At 66.6% G+C, this 17,667-nt stretch carries 22 protein-coding genes; 13 read left to right on the top strand and 9 right to left on the bottom strand.

Annotation, left to right across the window (positions count from 1 at the left end):
* The first annotated feature begins 43 nt into the window (after window positions 1-43).
* From CJZ78_RS05750 to CJZ78_RS05735, 4 genes are read left to right on the top strand one after another with little or no spacing between them, the layout of a single operon-like run.
* Window positions 44-1,336, top strand: a complete 1,293-nt coding sequence (locus CJZ78_RS05750) for a glutathione S-transferase family protein (protein WP_369802024.1) — start codon at window positions 44-46, stop codon at window positions 1,334-1,336.
* 7 nt (window positions 1,337-1,343) lie between these two features.
* Window positions 1,344-1,925 (top strand): DUF2808 domain-containing protein, encoded by a 582-nt coding sequence (locus CJZ78_RS05745; RefSeq protein WP_233128530.1) that lies wholly within the window; start codon window positions 1,344-1,346, stop codon window positions 1,923-1,925.
* Window positions 1,926-1,942: 17 nt separating this feature from the next.
* Window positions 1,943-2,611, top strand: a complete 669-nt coding sequence (locus tag CJZ78_RS05740; protein WP_094559940.1) for a M23 family metallopeptidase — start codon at window positions 1,943-1,945, stop codon at window positions 2,609-2,611.
* 16 nt (window positions 2,612-2,627) lie between these two features.
* Window positions 2,628-2,906, top strand: coding sequence for a DUF427 domain-containing protein (locus tag CJZ78_RS05735; RefSeq protein ID WP_094559939.1), 279 nt, complete (start codon window positions 2,628-2,630; stop codon window positions 2,904-2,906).
* Between the two features lie 29 nt (window positions 2,907-2,935).
* On the opposite strand, the gene CJZ78_RS05730 is transcribed toward CJZ78_RS05735, so the two are convergent.
* The 4 genes from CJZ78_RS05730 to CJZ78_RS05715 all read right to left on the bottom strand — a co-directional run bounded on the left by CJZ78_RS05730 (window position 2,936) and on the right by CJZ78_RS05715 (window position 6,470).
* Entirely contained in the window at window positions 2,936-3,385 is a 450-nt protein-coding gene (locus CJZ78_RS05730; protein WP_143592855.1) for an SgcJ/EcaC family oxidoreductase, read from the bottom strand.
* Between the two features lie 47 nt (window positions 3,386-3,432).
* Window positions 3,433-3,684: a hypothetical protein gene (locus CJZ78_RS05725; protein WP_094559937.1), complete on the bottom strand. Its 252-nt coding sequence runs from the start codon at window positions 3,682-3,684 to the stop codon at window positions 3,433-3,435.
* A gap of 104 nt (window positions 3,685-3,788) precedes the next feature.
* Window positions 3,789-5,972: a glutamine synthetase III gene (locus tag CJZ78_RS05720; protein WP_094559936.1), complete on the bottom strand. Its 2,184-nt coding sequence runs from the start codon at window positions 5,970-5,972 to the stop codon at window positions 3,789-3,791.
* Window positions 5,973-6,074: 102 nt separating this feature from the next.
* A complete protein-coding gene (locus CJZ78_RS05715) occupies window positions 6,075-6,470 on the bottom strand; it encodes a Hepatitis C virus core protein (RefSeq protein ID WP_198953849.1) in 396 nt (131 codons plus the stop codon).
* A gap of 52 nt (window positions 6,471-6,522) precedes the next feature.
* Between CJZ78_RS05715 and arsS the strand changes: the two genes are divergently transcribed.
* The 3 genes from arsS (at window position 6,523) to CJZ78_RS05700 (ending at window position 8,905) form a co-directional block, all read left to right on the top strand.
* Window positions 6,523-7,497, top strand: coding sequence for an arsenosugar biosynthesis radical SAM (seleno)protein ArsS (gene arsS / locus CJZ78_RS05710; RefSeq protein ID WP_233128529.1), 975 nt, complete (start codon window positions 6,523-6,525; stop codon window positions 7,495-7,497).
* A 282-nt stretch (window positions 7,498-7,779) separates the two neighbouring features.
* Complete coding sequence (locus CJZ78_RS05705) at window positions 7,780-8,322, top strand: hypothetical protein (RefSeq protein WP_143592854.1); 543 nt, start codon at window positions 7,780-7,782, stop codon at window positions 8,320-8,322.
* Window positions 8,323-8,380: 58 nt separating this feature from the next.
* Window positions 8,381-8,905, top strand: a complete 525-nt coding sequence (locus tag CJZ78_RS05700) for a LexA family transcriptional regulator (protein ID WP_094559980.1) — start codon at window positions 8,381-8,383, stop codon at window positions 8,903-8,905.
* A 147-nt stretch (window positions 8,906-9,052) separates the two neighbouring features.
* Here the strand turns inward: CJZ78_RS05700 and CJZ78_RS14030 are convergent, their stop codons facing one another.
* Together CJZ78_RS14030 and CJZ78_RS13685 are read right to left on the bottom strand one after the other, a co-directional pair.
* A complete protein-coding gene (locus CJZ78_RS14030; RefSeq protein ID WP_158217038.1) occupies window positions 9,053-9,211 on the bottom strand; it encodes a hypothetical protein in 159 nt (52 codons plus the stop codon).
* A gap of 20 nt (window positions 9,212-9,231) precedes the next feature.
* A complete protein-coding gene (locus CJZ78_RS13685; RefSeq protein WP_143592853.1) occupies window positions 9,232-9,555 on the bottom strand; it encodes a hypothetical protein in 324 nt (107 codons plus the stop codon).
* Window positions 9,556-9,945: 390 nt separating this feature from the next.
* On the opposite strand from CJZ78_RS13685, the gene CJZ78_RS05690 reads away from it, so the two are divergent.
* Window positions 9,946-10,125: a hypothetical protein gene (locus CJZ78_RS05690; RefSeq protein ID WP_094559932.1), complete on the top strand. Its 180-nt coding sequence runs from the start codon at window positions 9,946-9,948 to the stop codon at window positions 10,123-10,125.
* Between the two features lie 412 nt (window positions 10,126-10,537).
* Here the strand turns inward: CJZ78_RS05690 and CJZ78_RS05680 are convergent, their stop codons facing one another.
* Window positions 10,538-10,981, bottom strand: coding sequence for a hypothetical protein (locus CJZ78_RS05680; RefSeq protein ID WP_094559931.1), 444 nt, complete (start codon window positions 10,979-10,981; stop codon window positions 10,538-10,540).
* A gap of 170 nt (window positions 10,982-11,151) precedes the next feature.
* On the opposite strand from CJZ78_RS05680, the gene CJZ78_RS05675 reads away from it, so the two are divergent.
* The 5 genes from CJZ78_RS05675 (at window position 11,152) to CJZ78_RS14180 (ending at window position 14,663) form a co-directional block, all read left to right on the top strand.
* Window positions 11,152-11,463, top strand: coding sequence for a helix-turn-helix transcriptional regulator (locus CJZ78_RS05675; protein ID WP_094559979.1), 312 nt, complete (start codon window positions 11,152-11,154; stop codon window positions 11,461-11,463).
* Window positions 11,464-11,546: 83 nt separating this feature from the next.
* Window positions 11,547-13,106, top strand: a complete 1,560-nt coding sequence (locus CJZ78_RS05670; protein ID WP_094559930.1) for a carboxypeptidase M32 — start codon at window positions 11,547-11,549, stop codon at window positions 13,104-13,106.
* A gap of 49 nt (window positions 13,107-13,155) precedes the next feature.
* Window positions 13,156-13,743 carry an inorganic diphosphatase gene (locus CJZ78_RS05665; protein ID WP_094559929.1) on the top strand — a complete coding sequence of 196 codons (588 nt, stop codon included), beginning with the start codon at window positions 13,156-13,158 and terminating at the stop codon, window positions 13,741-13,743.
* A gap of 238 nt (window positions 13,744-13,981) precedes the next feature.
* Window positions 13,982-14,362: a L,D-transpeptidase gene (locus CJZ78_RS14375; RefSeq protein ID WP_369802026.1), complete on the top strand. Its 381-nt coding sequence runs from the start codon at window positions 13,982-13,984 to the stop codon at window positions 14,360-14,362.
* Between the two features lie 127 nt (window positions 14,363-14,489).
* A complete protein-coding gene (locus CJZ78_RS14180) occupies window positions 14,490-14,663 on the top strand; it encodes a hypothetical protein (protein WP_198953848.1) in 174 nt (57 codons plus the stop codon).
* Here the strand turns inward: CJZ78_RS14180 and CJZ78_RS05655 are convergent.
* Window positions 14,648-16,666, bottom strand: coding sequence for a chloride channel protein (locus tag CJZ78_RS05655; RefSeq protein ID WP_094559928.1), 2,019 nt, complete (start codon window positions 16,664-16,666; stop codon window positions 14,648-14,650). The genes CJZ78_RS14180 and CJZ78_RS05655 overlap by 16 nt on opposite strands.
* A complete protein-coding gene (gene hemC, locus CJZ78_RS05650) occupies window positions 16,641-17,603 on the bottom strand; it encodes a hydroxymethylbilane synthase (RefSeq protein WP_094559927.1) in 963 nt (320 codons plus the stop codon). Before hemC ends, CJZ78_RS05655 begins: the two co-directional genes overlap by 26 nt.
* Between the last annotated feature and the right edge of the window lie 64 nt (window positions 17,604-17,667).

The following is a 17,667-nucleotide window of genomic DNA, read 5'->3' as shown; positions in this document are numbered from 1 at the left end:
GGTGCCGCGAGCCACTAGAAACGAGGCTGCTGCAGGGATGGGGATGGCGCCGATGGCGAACGCAGAGCTGAGCTGGCACGAGCTCGAACGTCTGGCGGCGCCCCCAGCCGATCCCGTCAACGGTCCCACCAGCGCCCAGGCCGGCCTGCGTCTGTTTGGCCAGCCGGAGCAGGCGGTGCGGGTCACCTTGTTCCGCGACCACCACGCCTGGTGCCCCTACTGCCAGAAGGTGTGGCTGTGGCTGGAGGAAAAGCGGATTCCCTACCGGATCCGCAAGGTCACCATGTTTTGCTACGGCGAGAAGGAGGCCTGGTTTCGACAGCTGGTGCCTTCCGGCATGTTGCCTGCTCTGGCGATCGATGGCCGACTGATCACCGAGAGCGACCGCATTCTTGAGGCCCTCGAAGCAGCCTTCGGCAGCCTGGGCCCGGGCATGGCCGACCCCGCAGTGCTGCCCCTGCGCCAGCTCGAACGCGTGTTGTTTCGCGCCTGGTGCCAGTGGCTGTGCAGTCCTGGCCTCCGTCCGCAGCAGGAGGCCTCGGCCCAGGCGGCCTTTCAGCGCATTGCTGCTGGATTTGAGCAGGCGCTCGACCAACACTCCGGCCCGTTTTTGCTGGATGAGCTGAGCACAGCTGATCTGGTGTTCGTGCCCTACGTGGAGCGGATGGCGGCCAGCCTGACCTACTACAAGGGCTTTCTGCTGCGGCAGGAGCATCCGGCCATTGATCGCTGGTTTGCAGCGCTGGAGCAGCGCTCCACCTACCTCGGCACCCAAAGCGATTTCCACACTCACGCCCACGACCTGCCGCCCCAGATGGGCGGCTGCTACGCCAGTGGCACGCCAGCTCAGCGCGATCTGGCCGCCCGCATCGATCAGGGCCCCTGGCCGATCGATGCATCCGATCCGGAAACCAGCCACGGCGAACCCTCCGATGCGGCGGCGGTAGCCCTTGCTCGGGTGCTCAAACACCGGCAAGCAATCCTGGCGCGCAGCCCCCTGGGGGCGGCCGGATTCGACCAGCCCCTGCGCACCGCCCTCACGGCCTTGATCCGTGGCGAAACGCAAAGGCGTGGCGAACCCCAAAGCTGGGGCGAGCGCCTGGTGCCGGCGGCCGGCAGCGCGGCCGCCCTGCGCTACCTGCGCGATCGCATCAGCGTGCCGCGGGACATGCCCCTGCATGCGGCCCGGCGCCTCCGTCAGGCCCTGGAGGCCACCGCCGGCCTCGATCCCGAGGACGGCACCGCCCAGGGCCCGCCCATTCCGGTGGCCCATCGCCGCGACCAGGACCCCCAGCCATTTCTGCAGGCCGCCTCTAGCGTTTTCCCAGCCGCCTAAAGCCCTGGTGCCTGTGCCCCGTCTTCGACGTGTCGCCGTTGCGCTCGGCTGGGCCCTGGCCAGCTGCGTTGCCGGGGCTCCGCTCCTGGGGCCGGGCGTGATCCCCGCCGCGCGGGCTCTGGAACTCCAGGGTGCCACCTACTTCACCAAGGCCCCCTGGAAGGTGGACCTGGTGAGCTACTACACCACCATCTGGCAGACCCGTGCGGAGTACTACTTCACGATCACGCTTGATCCGGAGGCGGGGGCAGCCCTCGGCGGCCTAACGATTCAGCAGACCCGCGGCGTCGACACCCGCTTTCCGTTCTTTGTGGATCGCACCTCCGCGTTCCTGGGCCGGCCGCGTCAGCAGGGCCCCCGCGTGCCGGTGCAGGCCCAGTTCGACAGCGCTGCGCGCCGCTTCACCCTCAGCTTCCCTGAGCCCGTTCCGCCCGGGGCCACGCTCACGGTGGTGCTCAAACCCTGGAACAACCCAGCCTTCTCGGACACCTACATGTTTCAGGTGACGGCCTACCCCGCTGGCCCCAACCCCTCGCCAGCGCCGGTGGGATTTGGCACCCTGCGGATCTACGACCCCGATTGGCGCTGAGCCCGATCCCCTGAGCCATGACCCACCGGAGCTGGCCCGTGCTGTTGCCGCTGCTTCTGGCCGCGGTGGCTGGCCAGTCGTCGCTGCGGGCTCAGAGCGCGGAGCCTCAGGCGCTGCTGCTGCCGATGCCCCAGGAGCTGCCGCGCCACGCTTCAGTGCCGGATGTGCGGCTCCCTGGATCGGTCGGCTCGGTGGCCCTGGGTGCATTGCGGGCGTCAGATCCGGATCCCGCGCCGCCGCCCCTGGCCTATCCCTTGGCCCAGCCGGCCGAAAGCCTGGACCCCTGGGGCTGGCGCTACTCGGAACGCCGCTCGGCGTGGCGGTTGCATACCGGCATTGATCTGGCGGCCCGGCAGGGCACGGCAGTGCTCGCCTCCCGGGCCGGACGGGTGCTGCTGGTGGAGTCGATCAGTGGCTACGGCACCACTGTGCTGCTCGACCATGGCGAGGGTTGGCAGACGCTGTATGCCCACCTGCATGAAGCCACGGTGCTCAGCGGCGCCTGGCTTGAGCAGGGGCATCCCCTGGGCACGGTGGGCATGACCGGCTCGGCCACGGGCCCCCACCTGCACTTCGAACTGCGCCGTCAGGGCGCGGAGTTGCTGGCCCTGGATCCCACGCCGCACCTGCCGCTCCTGCTGCCACCTCCAGCCCCGCCGCCGGCGCTTGCCACAATCAACCCTTGATTGCGCCCCAAGCCCCATGCAAGCCCAGTGGAACGGTCGGGTGATTGCCCGCAGCTACGACATCGTCAGCGTGGATGGCAACGCCTATTTCCCTGCCGAAGCCCTCGACCCCAGCTGCATCCGCCCCTCCTCCCACACCTCGGTGTGTGGCTGGAAGGGCACGGCCCACTACTACGACCTGGTGGTGGATGGCCAGGTGAACGCCAATGCCGTTTGGTTTTATCCCGAGCCCAAGGAGGCCGCCGCCAACATCCGCGGCCGGGTGGCCTTCTGGAAGGGCGTGCAGGTGAACTGATCCATTCCGCTGGTCGGTTTTGCAGCAGATCAGCTGGGCACCAGGGAGGAGTGGTGGTGCAGGATCCGCCACTCCCCCTCTCGCCTCCCGTAGACGAAGGTGTAGCGGGCGTCGACCTGGGCCTCGGGGTCGTGCAGGGCGAAGCGGTAGGTGCCCTCATCCACGGCCAGGTTGCAGCCCAGCTCGATCTGACGGTGAGTCACCGTGCCGCTGGGATGGCGGGCCAGAAAGGTGGCGAAATAGGCGGTGATGGCTTCGGGCGTGTCGCGAAGCTGCGCCGACAGGGTGGGCAGTAGCAGGGCGTGGCGGTCGTAGAGCTGGGCGACCTGGGCCGGATCACCACTGGCAAGGGCCTCGTTCCACCGCTCAAACCAGCCTTCCACCTGCCGCTCGTTGAGCGGGCTGCAGGCCTGAATGGGCGCCAGCTGGAGCGCCTGGGCTGCCGGAGCCTCCAGCGTCAGGGCGAGCACTGGCAGCATCAGCACCAGCACCAGCAGGACCGACCGGAGCTGGCGCGCCAGTGAGCTCAGCAGCCTGGAAAGCGCAAGGTGCGCCAGTTGCCACTGGCCGTGCTCACCTCCACGCCGATCTCGCAGGGCTCCTGGTTGCCACCGCAGTGCTCCTGCCACCAGCCCATCGCCTCGCTCCAGGCCGCATCGAGCGATTCGTAGAGATCGTCCAGCACCGGATGGGGCGCCCCCTGGCGGTCGACGAGACGGTAGTGCCGCACGTGGCTGGCGAAGGGGGGTCGCACGGTCTGGGTTTGTGGTGATGCCATGTCTGTCTGCACTACTGCTTGCTTGCATCATGGTCTGTGTGACAGATCGGAACTGTCACCTTCACAACATCTTTCGGTGTCGGGCGCCATGCGCGGCGGGCCCCTCAGCGCACGAACAGCATTTCCCGGTAGCTGGGCAGCGGCCAGAGGTCGTCGTCGACCAGGCCTTCGAGGCCATCCACCGCCGAACGCAGGACGCCGATCAGGGGCATCAGGGTGTCGGCGCAGTGGCGCATGTGGGCTTCGGTGTGGTCAGCCCCTTCGCCGTGACTGCCGCCGCTGAGCGCCTCTTCGAGCGCATCGCAGCCGTTGTTGAGCTGCTCGAGCAGCTCGCCCAGCTGGTTGCGCAGCTTGAGATTGGGATGCAGACCCATCGCCTGCTGCTCCTGCAGCGCCTGGCCCAGCTCGCCTAGGTAGCGCACAGCCGCTGGATATATCTGGGTGCGAGCGATCTGCAGGGCCAGCTTGGCCTCCACTTCGATGGCGAGCACATACTGCTCGCTGTACACCTCGAAGCGGCTCTCCAGTTCCACCGGGCTCAGCACCCCCTGGCGCTCGAACAGCTCCCGCACCTCCTGCCGTTGCAGCACGGGCAAGGCATCGGCGCAGGTGCGCAGGTTTTCCAGGCCACGCTCTTCAACAGCCAAGCGATGCCATTCGCTGGAGTAGCCATCGCCGCCAAACACCACGGCGCCGTGCTCGCGCATCACCTGCTGGAGCACGTGGAAGGCCGCTTCACTCAGGGCCATCCCGGCGTTGAGCTGGCTCTCCAGCTGGTCGGCCATCCAGCCGATCGAATCGGCCAGCACCGTGTTCATCGCCACTAGGGGCCCGGCTACCGATTGGTTGGAGCCAACGGCGCGGAATTCAAAGCGGTTGCCTGTGAAAGCAAACGGTGAGGTGCGGTTGCGATCGCCGGGGTCTTTGGTGAATTCCGGCAGGGTGTCCACCCCCAGGGTCATCACGCCGCCCTTGGCGGAACTCTGCAGGTTGCCCTCGCGGATCTGGTTGAACACATCCTCGAGCTGGCTGCCCAGGTACATCGAGATGATCGCCGGCGGTGCTTCGTTGGCACCAAGACGGTGGTCGTTGCCGGCGGTGGCGATCACGGCCCGCAGCAGCGGCCCGTAGCTGTGGACGCCGCGGATCACGGCGGCGCAGAACAGCAGGAACTGCAGGTTGTCGTGGGGCGTTTGGCCCGGGTCGAGCAGGTTGCCCTGGGTGGCGTTGCCGATCGACCAGTTGACGTGCTTACCCGAGCCGTTGATTCCCGCGAAGGGCTTTTCGTGCAGCAGGCAGGCGAAGCCGTGCTTTTTGGCCGTGGCCTTGAGCACGGTCATGGTGAGCTGCTGGTGGTCGGTGGCGACGTTGGCGGCCTCGTGGAAAGGCGCGATTTCAAACTGTCCGGGTGCCACTTCGTTGTGGCGGGTCTTGGCGGGAACGCCGAGCCGGTAGAGCTGGCGCTCCACGTCTTGCATGAACACCTGCACCCGCTCGGGGATGGCGCCGAAGTAGTGGTCGTCAAACTGCTGCCCTTTGGCGGGAGGAGCGCCAAAGAGGGTGCGTCCGGCGAGGAGTAGGTCGGGGCGGAGGGAGATGAAGGCGCTGTCAACGAGGAAGTACTCCTGCTCGGCGCCGCAGCTTGAGTTGACGGGGGCCACATCGGTTTCACCGAGGAGGCGGAGCAGGCGCTGGGCCTGCCGATTCATGGCGGCGTTGGAGCGGAGAAGAGGGGTTTTCTTGTCGAGGGCCTCACCGGTCCAGGAGACGAAGACCGTGGGGATGCAGAGGGTGACCCCGTTGGGGGTCTGCATCAGGTAAGCGGGGCTGGTGATGTCCCAGGCGGTGTAACCGCGGGCCTCGAAGGTGGAGCGGATGCCGCCGTTGGGGAAGGAGGAGCCGTCGGGCTCGCCCTGCACCAGCAGCTTGCCCGTGAATTCGGTGATCACCCGCCCATCGCTCTTGGGCGAGATGAAACCGTCGTGCTTCTCGGCGGTCGAGTTGGTGAGCGGATAGAAAACGTGGGCGTAGTAGAGGGCGCCACGGCCGGTGGCCCAGGTCTTCATGGCGTCGGCCACGGCATTGGCCAGCGACAGGTCGAGCTTGCCGCCCTCGCGGATCGTGCGCTGGATCGATTTGAAGATGCGTCCGGGCAACGCCTCCTTCATCGTCTCGAGGGTGAACACATCGCTCGCCCACAGCTCCCCGAATGGGGCGGCTGGTGCCGTCGCCGCCGGACGCCGCCGCTGAATCTGCTGCAGGGCGGCGAAGCGCTGGGGGCTGGGCATGGGAGGCGCCGTTCGGATGGGCTTCATCACACTGCCGCGCCCCGGCCCTTCCGTGTAGCTGTTGCTACCAAAATTTCGATCACCCCGTTGCGGTGCTCGGCCTCAGATCAGGTAGCGCCGGATGCTGGGTCGGCACCAATACACCAGTGCGGCCGTGGTCGCGGCCCAGAGCAGGGCGGAGAGCAGCGCCGTCAGCGGCCGTCCCTCACTCAGCAGCACCAGGCGCACGATGCCGTAGGGCAAGCCCACAGCCAAGGCCATGGCCAGCGCCACGATCGCCAGAATCTGTCCCCAGGCGCGCCACTTGAGCAGGGCGATCGAGGCCACCAGCCCCACCACGGCGGTGGGCAGCACGGCGCTGGCACCCACCACAATGTTGGTCACCCGCCAGGTGGGATCCAGCAAAATCACCGCCAGGCCCAGGGGAATGGCCAGGGCGTTGGCCACCAGGCCCAGCCAGGCCAGGGTCACGTAGCCGCGTGGGGGCTGCTGCAACATCGCAAACTCGGGGCAAGCGACCCACCATGGTCGGTCATCGGAGGACGGCAGGATGGTCGCTTCAGGAATGCATCAGCCCCTGCTCTCCAGTCCGTTCCCGTCGCTCTGGCGCGGCCCCCTCTCCACCCTCCAGGTGAACCTGGGCTACCGCTGCAACCAGGCCTGCAGCCACTGCCATGTGAATGCGGGGCCGACCCGCACCGAAATGATGGATCCGGCCACGGTCGCCCTGATCCCGCCGGTGCTGGCCGCCCGGTGGCTGGCCTGCCTCGATCTCACCGGTGGGGCCCCCGAGCTCCATCCCCAGTTTCGGGAGTTGGTGGTGGCGGCCCGGCGGCTGGGGGTGGAGGTGATCGATCGCTGCAACCTCACGATCCTGTCGGAACCTGGCCAGCACGACCTGGCCCCCTTCCTGGCGAATCAGGGCGTCACGGTGGTGGCCTCTTTGCCCTGCTATTCCGCCGACAACGTTGATCGCCAGCGGGGCTCCGGTGTGTTTACCCGCAGCATCGCGGCGCTGCAGCAGCTCAACGGGCTTGGCTACGGCCAGCCCGGCAGTGGCCTGCAGCTGCACCTCGTTTACAACCCTCAGGGGCCGACGCTGCCGCCTCCCCAGGCCCAGTTGGAAGCGGAGTACAAACGCGTGCTCGCCGCCGACTTCGGGCTGGTGTTCAACAGCCTCTATGCCCTGGCCAACATGCCGATTCAGCGGTTTGCCAGCTGGCTCCAGGCCCAGGGAAAGCTGGAGTCCTACCGAGCCCTGCTGCAGGCCCAGCATCGTCCCGACCATCTCGCCCAGGTCATGTGCCGCTCCCTGATCAGCGTTGATTGGCAGGGTTGGCTGTTCGATTGCGATTTCAACCAGCAGCTCGGTTTGCCTGCGGCGGAGTTAGGGCAGCCCCGGCGGCATCTGCGGGAGCTGCTCGAGCGCGATCCCGAGGGCGATCCGATTGCGGTGGCCGACCATTGTTTTGGTTGCACCGCCGGTGGGGGCTCCAGCTGCGGCGGAGCCCTGCAGGGCCCTTAGGGCGTCGCCCTCAGCTTCTGTCAGACGGCATTTTTTGCGTTCCGCTGCAAATGCTGCGCGCCGTTCTGCAAATGTCCGGCCAGGGATGTCGCTGCGTCAATCGCTCCCTATGGTTGATTCCAATCCGGCTTGCTGGTTCGCGAAGTTCTGCCCGGTTATGCAGATATTTCATTCAGATCGTTCATGCAGGCTGCGGGTGCTGCTGTTGTGCTCCGGCACGGCGTTCGGCGGATTCGGTTGATCAGACGATCCATCCCCTTTGCGCTCCTGACGTTCCTGGGGGTGGCTTTCGCCGCTCCGGGGTATGCCCTGCAGCGCCCGGTTGATCCGGTGGCGGTCTGTGTCGTGTCCCCCCGGGTGGAAGCGGTGGAGGAAGGGGATGCCGCGGGTGTGGTGCCCACGCCGAGTCCCCAGCTGGTGGTGATTGAACCGCTGCTGGAGTTGCGCATTGAGCGCCGAGGCCGGCTCGTGTGGCGGCGACTGGCGGCGGCGGGGCAGGCTCTCCCGGTTCCCTTGGCCTGGCCTTTGGAGCCGATCACCCCTGGCGAAGTGGTGCTGTTGCGGCTGCGACCCGAGCAGGCCCCGGAGGGGGCCTTTGCCCATGTGCACTTGGTGGGCGCCTCCGCCGAATGGATGGCGAGCACGTCCGCCCTGATCCGCTCCCTCGCTCAGAGCTCCCTGGCCTGGTTGGCGGCCATCGAAGCGGCCCTGGAGGCTGAGGATGTGCCGTTGGCTTGGACTTTGCTGTTTTCGCCGCAGCTGCCCGATGCTGCCGATCTCACGGCCCTGCGGGCTGAGGTGGTGCGGCGGGGCTGCGGCGACTGACGCCCGGCCTTGGTTCAGCTGTACTATTGCACCTGTTGTGTTGCGGAGGGTGGCGGCCATGGCCTATGCCCCCACCAGCGATCTGATTTGGTTGGGCCCCTTGCGCCAGGGGGATGGGCCCCTGCAGCTGCCCCTGGCGGTGGAGTCGGTGGCGGCGGGGTTCCCGAGTCCTGCCGACGACTATGTCGAGGCGGCTATCGACCTCAACGGCATTCTGATGCCCCGCCCGAGCTCCACCTTTCTGATGCGGGTGGATGGTGATGCGATGCGCGGCGACGGCATCCATCACGGTGATCTGCTGGTGGTGGATCGCAGCGTGGCGCCGCGCTCAGGCTCCACCGTGGTGGCGGTGCATGAGGGATGCTTTGTGCTGCGTCGGCTTGAGGGACGTCCCGCCCAGTGGTGTCTGGTGGCGAGTGATGCAACGATCGCCGCGATTGCCCTGCAAGGTGAAAACCCAGATCTGCTGATTTGGGGTGTGGTGATTCATGCGGTGCACCACCTCTCCACGCCGCTGTCGGGATCGCGACGGCGAGGTGCCGTTGCTGGAGGCTCACCAGAAGCCCTGGGAGTGGAGCCATAGCCCCAGCAGTCCCATCGGCACAAACACGGCACCGAGGATTTGCAGCTTGACCGTGCGAGGGGAGGGTTGCTTTTTGGGTGGCATGGAGGCTTAGGGGTGGCCGCAGGTGTAGGAGGGGTGGCCGCAGGCGAATCAACCGGAGTCCAGTTAGCTGAGGGCTTGCTGGAGGAGGCTGGCGAGCTCCTCGAGTTGGTCGTGGTTCAGCATCCAGTCTCCCTGGCCGTCCTTGGTGATGTGCTCAGCTTCCAGCATCCAGCCGTCTTCCAGCTGTTCCAGAACGAAGTGAAGGGATTGGTGGCGAGACATGGCGAAGGAAGGGGGGCGGCTCACGCCGAAGCAGAGAACAGAATCGGGCGGTAGGTGGGCTTTGCGGAGGGTGACAGGCTCCACTTCACCCGGCAGGTAAAGGTGCCGTATTCCCCCCTGATGGCCGTCGAGACGCGCATGGCCGTGACCGTGGCGTTCGGGGGAATGCGGGATTGGGCCTGGTTGCAGGAGTTCACCTCGGAGATGCAGGAGCTGTATTCGGCGGTGCCGCTGGTGGGAGTCTTCTGGGCGGCTGTTGGTTCGGCCTGGACCAGGCCAGGCTGGAGTAGGGCGGTGGCTGCACAGAGGGCGAGCAGCCGGGGGCCTACAGCGATGGGGCGCATGGCCAGAGAAGAAGGTGCATCCGTCCTAGCTGAACATGCCCTGATGTGCCTCTGGCGGCAGGCCGTGCGACTTGTTGGTCAGTCGCGCTGAGCCGGATCTCGTTGACCAGCTTGGCGGTGGCTTACCGCCATCCTGACTGATCCCGGTTTTCCGGTAGTGGTTGCTACAGCGATTGTCTGGTTTTTGGATTGGGGGGTCAAAGCAATTCATCCGGCCTGATGCCGAGCTTTGGATTGATCCAGATTTCGAATAGTTACAGGATAAAAATACACGAGGAACCGCATGTAGCCCTGCCCTGTTATGCCATGCGGGATTGCTGATCTCAAATTATATTGAGCTCTTGCACTCAGTCTGAGGTGGCTATAGGGTTAGGTTTCTTCCGCATACAGATGGCTGGCTTTGATCGTGATCAATTTGCATTTCTGAAGCCCAACAGACTGTCGGTCACGGTTCCTTTTTCTCTCTATGTCGCTCTGGAGCGGCGGGCCACGATGGAGGGTCGCTCTCTATCCAATCTGGCGGCCTATCTGCTCGAGAATTCCCTGGGCGGGCCACCGGCCAAGGGCTGACAACCTGGCTGACGGCCTCTGGCGATTGGGCCCTTTCTGCGGGGCGTGCGGCAGGTTTGCGGTGGAGTGGCCGCACGGCAGGCCAGGCCGGTAGATGGGCCCCATCCTTGGACCGGACCGCTGCTGGACGGGCCAGGCAGGAGAACGAGACATGGCCTCCATGGCGGCATTCGAACGCTCCGTCACGGTGCATGCAGCGGCGGCCGACTTGGCTGGCACCCTGACCCGGCCCAACCGTTGCCGCGGGTTGGTGATCTTTGCCCATGGCAGTGGCAGCAGTCGCTTCAGCAGCCGCAATCGTTTTGTGGCGGATCGGCTCGTGGAGGCAGGGCCCTCTTCGCGGTTTGCGCTCCAACCGGTTCGGTTCCGGTGTGGCCTGCCGCGGTCGCGGTGCAGAGCTCAGCAAAGGGCTTCAGTCGCAAGCATCCCCGCGCCACCAGCGCCAGCCCTCCACGTTGATCAACAATCCGAACACCGTCAGGGCTGCCATCAGCGCGATCTGATCGCCTCGGGCCTCTGGCACCAGGATGTCGGCGATCAGATGGGGCACGTTGGTGACTGAGTAGACGATGCTGAACCAGAAGTGCAAACGTCGCCAGGGCCGCAAGCGCAATGCCGGTTCCGGTGCGGTGTCGACATAGCTGATCAGCACGATTGCAATCAGCGGTAGCAGGAAGTAGCCGAGCATGGCGCTGAACAGCAGCGGTAGGGCGCTGGTGGGGAGCTGGCTGTGGATCTCCGGCGACTGACCGTGGAAGAGGGGCATCAAGCCCAGATCCACATGGAACAGCATGGCCAGCATCCAGGCGATCCACAGGGTGATCAGCCGCTGGGCATGGTTGGTGGCTTGGCGCATGGGCTTTGCCCGCATGCCGGGCGCATCCTTGGGTTCAGTGTGGGGCGGTTGCAGTCCTGCCGGCTGGTTTGCGGCTGAGCACCCGCGTCACGACGGGCTCCTTCAGGATCAGCAGCCTGCTGCATAATGTCTTTATTGTCATACTCACTTTCATGGCTGCCTCCGGCTCCATGCCCTCTCCTCAGTTGCTGGAGGAGTACAGCCAGTTCTTCCGACTGCTGAGTGAGCCGGCCCGCCTGCAGTTGCTCTGTCAGCTGAAGCAGGGGCCGATGGATGTGGCTGCGCTCATTGAGGCCACCGGCTTTTCCCAGTCGCACATCAGCCGCCAGCTGGGCCAGCTGCAGCGGGCCGGCCTGGTGCGGTGTGAGCGCGATGGAGTGCGCACGATCTGGACTGCAGAAGGCGAGCTGGTCAACGATCTCTGCACCCTGGTGCAGACCCGGCTGAAGCAGCGCCTAGAGGACCAGCTCTCCCAGCTGTAGTCGGCCTGAGCCTGCTGCTTGGGCGGCTGGTGGGTAGCCGTTGGTGGGGGCCATGCTTGATGCGTCATCGCCCCGTGGTCTCAATGGCTCCATCCGATTCGGCCCTTGCGCGTCTCCGGAGCCACCTGCACCAAACGCGCCTGCTGGGCTCGATCAGTAGTGCCCTCTACTACGACCAGAACACGGTGATGCCCGCGGCTGGCGCCGCTTGGCGGGGAGACCAGCTGGCCCTGTTGGCCGGCCAGCTGCACCAGCGCCAGAGCAGCGCGGACTACGCCGAGCTGGTGGCAGCGGCTGAGGCCGAGCTTGACGTCGATGCGCTACCTGAGCGCCGCCGCAACCTGCAGCTGCTGCGGCTGGAGCTGGAGCGTCAGCGCTGCCTCGATCCAGCCCTGGTGGCGGCCCTCGCCAAGGCCCAGTCGCGCGGCAATGCCGTCTGGCAGGACGCCCGCGCCCGCAACGATTTCGCCGCCTTTGCCCCGGCCCTCCAGGAGCTGATTGGCCTGCGCCGCCAGCAGGCCAGCCAGCTCGCCGCCGCTGAGCCGGTGGCCCGCAGCCCCTGGGAGGTGCTCGCCCAGCCCTTCGAGCCTGAGGTGAGCAAGGCGCGGCTGGACGAGTTGTTTGCGCCGCTCAAGGCTGAGCTGCCAGACCTGCTGCAGCAGGTCGCGGGACCGCCCTCAGTCGAGCCAGTCTCCGCCAGCCGCGGCGCTGTTGAACCGCTGGATTGGCCTGAGGCAATGCAGGAGGAGCTCTGCACCGCATTGCTTGAGCGCTGGGGCTACGACCCAAGCCGCTGCCAGCGCTCCCGTTCTGCCCATCCCTTTTCCTGCACCGTGGGCCCCCAGGACTTCCGCATCACCACCCGGGTGGTGCCGGGCCAGCCCCTCTCGGCCTTTCTGGCCACCGCTCACGAGTGGGGCCACTCCCTCTACGAGCAGGGGCTGCCACGCTCAGGTGATCACTATTTCCCCTGGCCCCTGGGGGAGGCCACCTCGATGGGGGTGCACGAATCCCAGTCGCTGTTTTGGGAATGCCGCGTGGCCCGCAGCCGCGCCTTTGCCGAGCGCTGGCATCCCCGCTTTTGCGCGGGGCTGTGCAGCGCGCCGGCCAGCGATCCCTGGGGCGGTGCCCAAGGCTTCTGGCGCGCCCTCAACCCGCTCAAGCCTGGCCTGATCCGGGTGGAGGCCGATGAACTCAGCTACTGCCTGCACATCGTGCTGCGCTACGAGCTGGAGCTGGCCCTGCTGGAGCAGGACATGCCGGTGGAGGCTCTCCCTGAGCAGTGGAACCAACGGATGCACAACCTGCTGGGCATCCAGCCGGACAGCGATGCCCAGGGCTGCCTCCAGGACATTCATTGGGCGGAGGGCCTATTTGGCTATTTCCCCAGCTACGCCCTCGGCCATCTGATCAGCGCCCAGCTGGCAGAAGCCATGGAGCAGGAGTGGGGTGATGGCGCCATCGAGGCGGCGATCGGCGCGGGCCAGGAGAGCCGCTTGCACGACTGGTTGGCCCAGCGGGTCTACCCCCTGGGCCGAAGTGTCGATGCCGAAGGGCTGGTGGAGCAGGTGAGTGGTGCCCCTCTGAGCGCAGCCCCGTTTCTCCGTTATCTGCGCCACAAGCTCGAGCCGTTTCAGGCCTGATGACCCCACTCCTTAGGATTCGCCCCGATTCCGTTTTGAAGCCGCGCCCATGGCGAACATCGACCACGCTCCCAGCCGCACGATGCTCAACCTGCTGCACGTGTTGCCGGCCTTTGCCGATGAAGCCGAGCTGCGTCTGAACGCCATCGTGGAGCTCAACTCCATGACGATCAACAAATACGAGCTGATCACGGAAACCGGCCACCTCAAGCTCGACCGCGTCGGCTATTCATCCCTGGCCTACCCGTTCGCCTACGGCTGCATTCCCCGCACCTGGGACGAGGACGGCGATCCCCTCGACATCGAAATCGTGGGCGTGACCGAACCCCTGGTGCCCGGCTCCCTGGTGGAGGCCCGCATCATCGGCATCATGACCTTCGACGATGGCGGTGAGGTGGACGACAAGGTGATCGCCGTGTTGGCCGATGACAAGCGCATGGACCACATCACCAGCTACACCCAGCTCGGTGCCCAGTGGGTGAAGGAAACCGAGTACTACTGGGAGCACTACAAGGATCTCAAGAAGCCCGGCACCTGCAAGGTGAACGGCTTCCTTGAACCCGCCGAGGCCGTGCCCATCATCAAAGAGTGCGAGCAGCGCTACCGCGACACCATCGATGCCAAGTTGGTGAACTGAGCCAGAGCTCGAAGCCGGCGTTTTCAGGCTGAGTTCGAAGTTTGCGCGCGAATTGCCGATGACTGCCTCCTTCAAACCCCTCTGGCTTGCGGCTGCCGCTCTCCTGGTGGCGCCGGTCTGGGCCCAGGACAGCCCTGTGCCCCCGTCGGTTCAACCGACAGCGTCCACCGCCACGGCTGTTCCTGGGCCTCAGTCAGCTCCCGCCCCCCAGGTCAGCACCCGTGAAATCGTGTTGTAGCTGAGCAAACGCACGATCAGCCTGCGTGAAAACGGCAAGGTGATCAGCAGTTGGCCCGTGGCGATCGGCGATCCCAGCACGCCCACCCCAGTGGGCCGGTTCACGGTCCAGAACAAGGTGGTCAATCCCAAGTACCAGAGCACCAAGAGCGGCAAGATCAACGCCACGGTGGGACCCAATGGTCCCCTGGGCGACCGCTGGCTGGGGTTCCAACAGAGCGGCCCGAACCAATACGGCATCCACGGCACTCCGTCTGCCTGGTCGTGGACGGTGACCTCCCGCGCCGCTGTGACCAACGGCTGCGTGCGGATGCTGCACGAGCATGTGCGCAAGCTGTTTGATCTGGTGGATGTGGGGACGCCGTTGATTGTGCAGCGCTGATCGGTTTAGCGCTGATCGGCCTAATGGAAAACATTCTGGAGATCGACAGCTCTCCGGCTAAACGTCGCATCAACACAAGTACCTTGTAAGGCCTCATCGAGGCCATGGGCCTCCCGCGGCCCCGTTCATGTCCCCGGCTTCCTCGTCCCACCAACCTGCCGATCCCCAGGCCAGCACCACGCTCAAGTGGGCCAGCGATGGGGAACTGTCGTCCCTCGATCTCGAGCGGATCCTGGAACGCTTGTGTGCCGTCGATCCGGCAGCCCAGCCGCTTACCGGCGCCCTTCAGGCCCAGTCCTGAGCTGACTGCAGGTGCCGTGCCAAGGCCCGGGCCATGCCATCGCGACTGGCCAGACCCCGCAGCGCTTCGACGGGGAGGCCAGGGTTGGGCAAGCCATGGGGGAGGGCCGCCGCCACGGCCGCCGGCACATCGAACACCGGCACTTGGCGTAGGCCATTGGGGGTGAGCTGGTCCTCAAGCTGGGCCATTTGGGCCGATAGGGGCAGCCACACCAGATCCCCGCGGCGGCAGTCCATCAGGCTGGGCATCAAGGCTGCGCCATTTGGGCTGCGCGAGGGTTCGGCACTGAGGGCCCGTTGCAGATCCGCCAGGGTCACCAGTCCCACCACCCAGGCCCCGTCGGCCACCACCAGGCAATGGCCGTGGGCCTCTACCAGCTGACGCAGGGCCAGGTGGGCCGGCAGCTCGGCCGGCAGCACCAACGGGGCTTCCGGCTCAAAGGCTTCCCCCACCGGCAACGCCGCCAGCTGGCGACGGCGGTGCTCCTCCAGGGGATCGGGGCCCAGCAGCCCAGGATCCGCTAGCCCCTGCCAGCGCTCCACCAGGGCGGCGCTGAGGCCGGCCGCCGCCATCAATGGCAGCACGATGCGGATGTCGCGGGTGAGCTCAAACAGCAGCAGCAGCGCCGTCAGTGGTGCCCGGGCGCTGCCCGCCAGCACGGCAGCCATGCCCACCATCGCGTAAGCCGGCGGTTCGGCCACCGGCAGATGCAGGCCGCTGGCGCCGAGCAGCTGGCCGTAGCAGTTGCCCAGCACAGCCCCGAGAAACAGCGAGGGTGCAAATCCCCCTCCCACGAAGCCGGTGGCGTTGCTGATGCCGGTGGCCAGCAGTTTCACGCCCAGCAACACCAGCAGGGTCAACAGCGGCACCCCGCCGTCACTGCCGAGCAGGGCTTCGATCGTGTCGTAGCCCACCCCCAGCACCTGGGGAAACACCAGGGCCATCAGGCCCACACAGGCTCCGCCCAGGGCAGTGGGCAGGCCAGGTGGCAACTGGGCTAGCCAGCCCTGAAGCCGTTCACTGCGGCCGGCGGCCAGCAGGCTGATCAGGGCCCAGGACATCAAGCTGGCCACCAATCCCAGCCCGAGATAGAGGGGCAACTCCAGTGGCGAGCGCACCTCGTAGGCCGGCAGCCGCAGGATTGGTGTGTCGCCGAGCAGCAGCTGGGTGACGAGCGAGGACGCCACCGCCGCCACCAGCACGGCCCGCAGGCTGGGTCGGCCCTGGACGGCGCTGAAGCTTCCCTCGAAGGCAAAGAACACCCCCGCGATCGGGGCCTTAAAGCCTGCCGCTAGGCCGGCGGCCACCCCGGCCGCCACCAGAGCTTTCTGGCTCTGGGGGGAGAGCCCGCCGCGCAAGGCCACCCAAAGGCCAAGGTTGCCGCCGCTCTCCACGCTGGGGCCCTCGGGGCCGAGGGAGGCGCCGCTGCCAAGGCTCAGGGATGCGCCCAGCAGGCGCTGAAGCGGCAGCCTGGGCTGGGCCGGCATCGCCCCATCCGCCATGGCCATCAGGCTGGGTAGTCCCGGACCGAGGTCGCCGCCGTAGCGGCGCAGCAGACCCACGGCCAGCCCCCCCAACGTGGGCACCACCACCACCGGCCAGAGGCTGATCCAGTCGGGGAGCGACGAGACGGGTAGGGGCAGCGGCTCGGGCGCTGCCGGCGGTGGCGGCAGAAAGCCCAGACCCCCCAGACCCACCTGCAGCAGGGCCCGCAGGGGGGTGCCCGTATCGGGGGGCAGGGCGGGCAGTTCGGGCGGGAGCTCGGGCGGCTGGCTGCGGCCGACGGTCAGCAGGCCCTCGACGAACGGGCCAAACAGCCCGTTGTTGATGAAGCCGAGCAATTCATGGAAGCCCACCACGGCCAGCCCGGTGAGCACGCCCACCAGAGCTGCCCAGGCGAGCAGATTCCACTGGTACGGGAGGGCGCGGGCCTCGGCTTCTGCCGGGGCCTGGTTCTCAGCGGGTTCGGATGTGGTTTCAGGCTTCAGGCCGGACCGTTGCAAAGATCTCCTCCAGGATTTCTCCTGCTCCCTGGGCTTTGAGGGTGTGGGCCAGGGCAATGCCGATGGCCTCGGGATCCGCCTGGGGGCCGCGGGCCTCATCGCGGATCAGGCGCTGGCCATCGAGGCTGGCCACCATGCCGGTGAGGATCAGCTCGCCGGTGTTGTCGGGGCCGGCAAAGCGGGTGTTGACGCCGATCGGCACCTGGCAGCCGCCTTCCAACTCCCGCAGGAAGGCTCGCTCCGCCAGGCAGCGGCGGGCGGTGGGGGGGTGTTCCAGCACCTTGATCTGCTCCAGCACGGTGCTGTCGCCCTCGCGGCACTCGATGCCCAGGGCCCCTTGGCCCACAGCGTGCAGGGAGATGGAGGGATCGATCAGCTCGTGGATGCGGTCGCCCAGCCCCAGCCGCCCCAGGCCGGCCGCCGCAAGGATCAGACAGTCGAATTCACCGGAATCGAGCTTCTCCAGGCGGGTGATCACATTGCCGCGCACGTCCTTGAAGGTGAGGTGCGGATAGTGGTGGCGAAGCTGGGCCAGGCGGCGCAGGGAGCTGGTGCCCACCACGGCACCGGCGGGCAGGGTGGCGAGTGTTTTGTCGTCGTGCTTGGCGTGCACCACCAGGGCATCGGCGGGATCTTCCCGCTCGGTGATGCAGCCCAGCATCAGGCCTTCAGGGAGGTTGGTGGGCAGGTCCTTGAGGCTGTGGACGGCGATGTCGGCCTGGTCGACCAGCATCTGGGCCTCGAGCTCCTTGGTGAACAGTCCCTTGTCGCCGATTTTGGCCAGGGCCACATCGAGGATCTTGTCGCCCTGGGTGGCCATCGCCTCGATGCTGATCTCCAGGCCGCTGTGGGCCTTGGTTAGCTCATCGCGCACCCAATGGGTCTGCACCATGGCCAGTTGGCTGCGGCGGGAGGCGATGCGCAGGGGATTGGCCATCGGTGCCAGATAACAGCCGCCCAGCCTAAGGAGTGGAGCTCTCTCGCAACGCCTGCGCTGTCAC

The sequence above is a fragment of the Synechococcus sp. 8F6 genome (assembly GCF_002252665.1).
Lineage (GTDB): Bacteria > Cyanobacteriota > Cyanobacteriia > PCC-6307 > Cyanobiaceae > Cyanobium_A.
Note: the sequence above shows the minus strand (reverse complement) of the source record. Positions and strands in the feature narration are given on the sequence as shown.

Coding starts and splice junctions, on each gene's coding strand:
- CJZ78_RS05750 (WP_369802024.1), top strand. CDS start 44: ATGGCGCCGATGGCGAACGCAGAGCTGAGCTGGCACGAGCTCGAACGT.
- CJZ78_RS05740 (WP_094559940.1), top strand. CDS start 1,943: ATGACCCACCGGAGCTGGCCCGTGCTGTTGCCGCTGCTTCTGGCCGCG.
- CJZ78_RS05735 (WP_094559939.1), top strand. CDS start 2,628: ATGCAAGCCCAGTGGAACGGTCGGGTGATTGCCCGCAGCTACGACATC.
- CJZ78_RS05730 (WP_143592855.1), bottom strand. CDS start 3,385: ATGCTGCCAGTGCTCGCCCTGACGCTGGAGGCTCCGGCAGCCCAGGCG.
- CJZ78_RS05725 (WP_094559937.1), bottom strand. CDS start 3,684: ATGGCATCACCACAAACCCAGACCGTGCGACCCCCCTTCGCCAGCCAC.
- CJZ78_RS05720 (WP_094559936.1), bottom strand. CDS start 5,972: ATGCCCAGCCCCCAGCGCTTCGCCGCCCTGCAGCAGATTCAGCGGCGG.
- CJZ78_RS05715 (WP_198953849.1), bottom strand. CDS start 6,470: ATGTTGCAGCAGCCCCCACGCGGCTACGTGACCCTGGCCTGGCTGGGC.
- arsS (WP_233128529.1), top strand. CDS start 6,523: ATGGTCGCTTCAGGAATGCATCAGCCCCTGCTCTCCAGTCCGTTCCCG.
- CJZ78_RS05700 (WP_094559980.1), top strand. CDS start 8,381: ATGGCCTATGCCCCCACCAGCGATCTGATTTGGTTGGGCCCCTTGCGC.
- CJZ78_RS14030 (WP_158217038.1), bottom strand. CDS start 9,211: ATGTCTCGCCACCAATCCCTTCACTTCGTTCTGGAACAGCTGGAAGAC.
- CJZ78_RS13685 (WP_143592853.1), bottom strand. CDS start 9,555: ATGCGCCCCATCGCTGTAGGCCCCCGGCTGCTCGCCCTCTGTGCAGCC.
- CJZ78_RS05690 (WP_094559932.1), top strand. CDS start 9,946: ATGGCTGGCTTTGATCGTGATCAATTTGCATTTCTGAAGCCCAACAGA.
- CJZ78_RS05680 (WP_094559931.1), bottom strand. CDS start 10,981: ATGCGCCAAGCCACCAACCATGCCCAGCGGCTGATCACCCTGTGGATC.
- CJZ78_RS05675 (WP_094559979.1), top strand. CDS start 11,152: ATGCCCTCTCCTCAGTTGCTGGAGGAGTACAGCCAGTTCTTCCGACTG.
- CJZ78_RS05670 (WP_094559930.1), top strand. CDS start 11,547: ATGGCTCCATCCGATTCGGCCCTTGCGCGTCTCCGGAGCCACCTGCAC.
- CJZ78_RS05665 (WP_094559929.1), top strand. CDS start 13,156: ATGGCGAACATCGACCACGCTCCCAGCCGCACGATGCTCAACCTGCTG.
- CJZ78_RS14180 (WP_198953848.1), top strand. CDS start 14,490: ATGTCCCCGGCTTCCTCGTCCCACCAACCTGCCGATCCCCAGGCCAGC.
- hemC (WP_094559927.1), bottom strand. CDS start 17,603: ATGGCCAATCCCCTGCGCATCGCCTCCCGCCGCAGCCAACTGGCCATG.